Consider the following 4080-nt stretch of genomic DNA (forward strand, 5'->3'; position numbering starts at 1 on the left):
TGATTGTTATGTGCGTTAATTACTTTTTGGCGCAGATCGCTGGAGTAAGGTTTCATTCCACAGGTACTTAGGCTTTAATATACTCCATTATCCTACAGTGTATTTTACTCAAGTAGGAACCGCTATAGTCAAAGGAATCCCGTTATCTTTGGGTTTTAACTTGAGAATAAATGGCACAGCTTTCAATACCCAATCGCACACGGGTGTATAATTAGCAGCCTCTTCTCCAAAGCTTATAGAAAGCATATCAGTATGAATAATACCTGGATTGAGGGGTATGGCTGCCATACCAGTTGGCAATTCTTGTGCCAAAGAACGAGTTAATCCTTCTATTGCCCACTTAGAAGCACAATATGGTGCTACGCCTGGCTGAAGTCGAACGTCCCCAGCCAGAACTCAAGTTAACAATAATACCCCGTTTCTTTTTCACCATTGCTGGTACGAAATGGCGAATTATATTCACTACTCCTTTAATATTGATATCTATTAGATCAGAAAATTCTTTAGATGGTATTTCCCACAAAGGTGCTGGATAATTGGTAATTGCCGCATTATTAATTACTATATCTGGCGGTTCATATTTTTCAAGTACCTGTTCTGCCCATTTTTTTACAAGCTGTTCATTTGCCACATCTACATATGTGAAATCGTTGGGCGCACCATACGAATGACGTATTTTATCGATAGCATCTGATGACCGAGCGCAACCAATAACAGTATGCCCCTGTTGAATAAAACCCTCGGTCATTGCATAGCCTAGACCTTTACTTATGCCTGTAACCCACCTTCCGCACCCTAACTGTCACACATCAATAAAAAAAAGATTTAGCACAGTTAAAATTGCTGTGGAAAGAATACGGCTCAATCAATTATCCTATCAGCCCTGGTTTAGTTACTCCAGGGCTTCTTAAAGCTGGAATGTTCCAAAAAAACGTGTATTTAACCCCTCCAGTTTATGAATTTACTAGTTTAGGAAAAATTCCTGTTGGAGCGCTAGAATTCAGTTTATTCAACGAAGTGCAAGAACCTCTGTTACTCAAAAAGCTACTGAAACTAGAGCTAGCAGCCAAACACGCATTATACAAAAATGCACCAAATAACTCATATCGGCTCACCGATTTAACACTTTATCGCGCTCAACTTCAATGCATTTTATCTTGTACTCTGTATTTTTTAGAAATTCAAACGCCTAAAGGTACTTTGCACAAGATAGGAGTTACCGCCAGACCCATCCAACAGCGATTGACAGAAATAGAAACGGATTTACTTATCCCTTATCAAACTGTTGCTATTCAAATACTTGGAACTTGGCCACACAGGGGTAATGTAGAATTATATTTTAAACACCGCTATCATAATTACAATTATCGCATTGGTAGTTTAACTGAGTACTTCAAATTTGGTGCTACCGATGCTAACGTTGCCCTACATGAGCTACAACAAATGAAAGATAAAGTACTTTCTCCAGTCGAGATAGACATTCTTAAGGACAACATTAGCTTATCTCAAGTTCCTATCTAGCCTATACTCATGCTCTGCAACGGTCAAAAATTTCAAATGACACCCAGGTTAAATATGGTTGAAGCTATCAAAGACGGGTGATTCAGTTCTTTCAAAAACTTTAAACTATGGCCGAAACAAGCACGGCAATATTCCTCAAATTTATAGTGAATGGAACGGTATAGCCTGGAATTACGGTTCTTCAGTACCTGTTATACTAAATCATTAAATTTCAAGATAAAATAAAGAGACTTCTGCTAGTCTTCTTTACGCTTTCTAGCCTTTCGCCTAAAATTTTGATTTGTTGCTAATTGTTGATTTTTTTTACTTTTCAAAAAGCAATATTACTAAAAAATTAGTATGAGCTTATTATCAATGTATACTTCCATATTTACGCTCAAATAAACAACAATCCTTTGAATTTTCAGGAAAAATTATGGCTAATTTGGTAACGCCTGATATGCTGGTGGGTCTAGATGATGCACCAGAGGAAGTAATAAACGCCTTAAGAATAGAACCACGTGAACCAGAGCAACATCCAACTTTAGGAATATCAGTCTCTGTCAATCGAGAAGGTACACCTCGGCATCGGTTAGTAACAATAGGGGACTCCTTAACTCAGGGATTTCAAAGTGGAGCTATTTTTAACACTAAATTGTCCTACCCCATGCTTATAGCCCGTGAAATGGGGTGGGATAAAAATTTTCGCTACCCAACCTATCCAAGTCCTGGAGAGGGTTTACCAATGAACTTGGAAAGGCTAATTAGAGAACTCAGTAATCGATTTCAGGTTGCAGATGGGATTAATGGAATAGATTTAGCTTTTGTTATACCGTGGTTATGGCGTTATTTTAACGAAATAGAGAATTACTGGGAGCGTGGTCAAGGGCGACAAGCTCCAGAAAAGGGGTTAGTCAACCATAACTTAGCTATATATGGATGGGATTTGAGGAACACTTTATCTCGCAATGCAGATATTGCCAAAATAGCTATTCAAGAAAAACTTCCTAAAGAGGATGCCAATTTGCTAAATCTCGACTTGAATTTCCTTCGTCAAACCCCCGAACATGCAAATGAAATAGCTACCTTGTGGGTTTTAAATACTGCACGAGATTCTTTTGAAAAAGCTTTAAGTCCTCTAGAGGCTGCTCTCAAATTAAGCCAAGAAGGAAATTTAGAAACGAGTCAAGGCGATGGAATTGAATGCCTAATTATCTTAATCGGTGCCAACAATGCTTTAGGAAGTATTTTAACTTTCCAGATTAAGTGGTCTGGTAAAGATTTTCAGGACATGACAAAAAATGACGAATATACTGTGTGGCTTCCAAGTCATTTCAAAGCTGAACTTGACATGATTGTGGAGTTAGTTAAACAAATTAAAGCCCGCCATGTAATTTGGGGCACAGTTCCTCATGTGACAATTGCTCCTTTTGCACGCGGTATTAACAAAGATGAGAAGGGTCATAAAGTAAAACCTGCTTCTCGCTATTTTCCTTACTACGCCCCATTTTGGTTTACTGAAGAGACTTTTGATCCTGTACGGCATATACACATAACTGCAAATCAGGCTAGAGCCATCGATAGTGTTATAGATAAGTACAACGAATACATCGTAGATGCAGTACGTCAAGGTCGAGAACAAGGTAAAGACTGGTACTTGTTTGAAACCGTTGCTTTGTTAGATCGTTTAGCTGCCCGACGCTATATTGATGATGAACAGGCACGCCCTAAATGGTGGACTAAATATACTTTACCACCAGCAATTGATGCACTCCAGCCAAAGCCAGACTCGCGCTGTTTTAATTCAAATTCACATGGTCGCCAACAGGGTGGTTTATTTTCTTTAGATGGAATTCATCCTACTACTATTGGCTATGGCATTCTGGCACAAGAAATCATAAAAGTTATGGAACTTGCTGGTATCAAGTTCTACGAACATGATGGAGTTACGGAACGCAAGACTGGTATTCAAATTAACTTTGAAAGTTTAATTCGAGAAGATACACTTATTTCTCAGCCACCGACTGCTGTCTCTGCTGTTTTAGACTTCATTGGTTGGTTAGATATGACCACAAACGCTGTATCCCAAATGTATAGGAATAGTTTGTAGAGGCGTTGTTGCATGAATGGGTAAAAATGGTAATTCCAGTAGATCGAAAAGTTTTGTTTTGCAAACCCTAAAAAGCTGTATAAGGTTTTGAGCAATTTTAGGCTTTATTAAGCGATGAGTCTATTTAAGAGGGATTCGTCACATACAGAACAGACATATTGCCACCGTTGGGCTCTTCTATATAGCCTTCGCGCATTCGGCGACTGCCCAAACCTTTGATGCCGTTACCTGTTTTGCGATCGCACCCTTGCAAAGCACAGAAATGCTCCTAAAGGGGCCACTAAGCATAGGTGCGATCGCTTTCGATAGAGTTCGCTTCAGCTTTTTGCGTATGCTCCTATTAGGCGTAAATATAGCAAAGACACTGTTGGCGAAATATTGCTTAACAATTTTGGCAACGTAATATTGCACGAAAATTCTGATTACTTCCGCAGCGATAGGATAATTAAATCTTGAACGCTTAGATAAAT

General features: G+C 38.9%; 5 protein-coding genes. 2 read left to right on the forward strand and 3 right to left on the reverse strand.

From position 1 onward, the window contains the following. Window positions 1-108 precede the first annotated feature (108 nt). On the reverse strand, window positions 109-312 hold the full coding sequence (locus tag LC653_RS44930; protein WP_229501697.1) for a hypothetical protein: 204 nt from the start codon (window positions 310-312) through the stop codon (window positions 109-111). Window positions 313-340: 28 nt separating this feature from the next. Continuing rightward, entirely contained in the window at window positions 341-748 is a 408-nt protein-coding gene (locus LC653_RS44935) for an SDR family oxidoreductase (protein ID WP_229501698.1), read from the reverse strand. 92 nt (window positions 749-840) lie between these two features. On the opposite strand from LC653_RS44935, the gene LC653_RS44940 reads away from it, so the two are divergent. Further along, the gene (locus LC653_RS44940) at window positions 841-1521 is read left to right on the forward strand and encodes a GIY-YIG nuclease family protein (protein WP_229501699.1); all 681 of its coding nucleotides are present in this window, start codon (window positions 841-843) and stop codon (window positions 1519-1521) included. Between the two features lie 415 nt (window positions 1522-1936). After that, window positions 1937-3610 (forward strand): hypothetical protein, encoded by a 1674-nt coding sequence (locus tag LC653_RS44945; RefSeq protein WP_229501700.1) that lies wholly within the window; start codon window positions 1937-1939, stop codon window positions 3608-3610. Window positions 3611-3787: 177 nt separating this feature from the next. Here the strand turns inward: LC653_RS44945 and LC653_RS44950 are convergent. Beyond that, a partial coding sequence (locus tag LC653_RS44950) for a hypothetical protein (protein ID WP_229501701.1) occupies window positions 3788-4080 on the reverse strand: 293 nt, incomplete at its 5' end.

Origin of the sequence: Nostoc mirabile CHAB5784, assembly GCF_020829645.1 — a bacterium.
In the GTDB taxonomy this organism is placed as follows: domain Bacteria; phylum Cyanobacteriota; class Cyanobacteriia; order Cyanobacteriales; family Nostocaceae; genus Nostoc; species Nostoc mirabile.

Coding starts and splice junctions, on each gene's coding strand:
- LC653_RS44945 (WP_229501700.1), top strand. CDS start 1,937: ATGGCTAATTTGGTAACGCCTGATATGCTGGTGGGTCTAGATGATGCA.
- LC653_RS44935 (WP_229501698.1), bottom strand. CDS start 748: ATGACCGAGGGTTTTATTCAACAGGGGCATACTGTTATTGGTTGCGCT.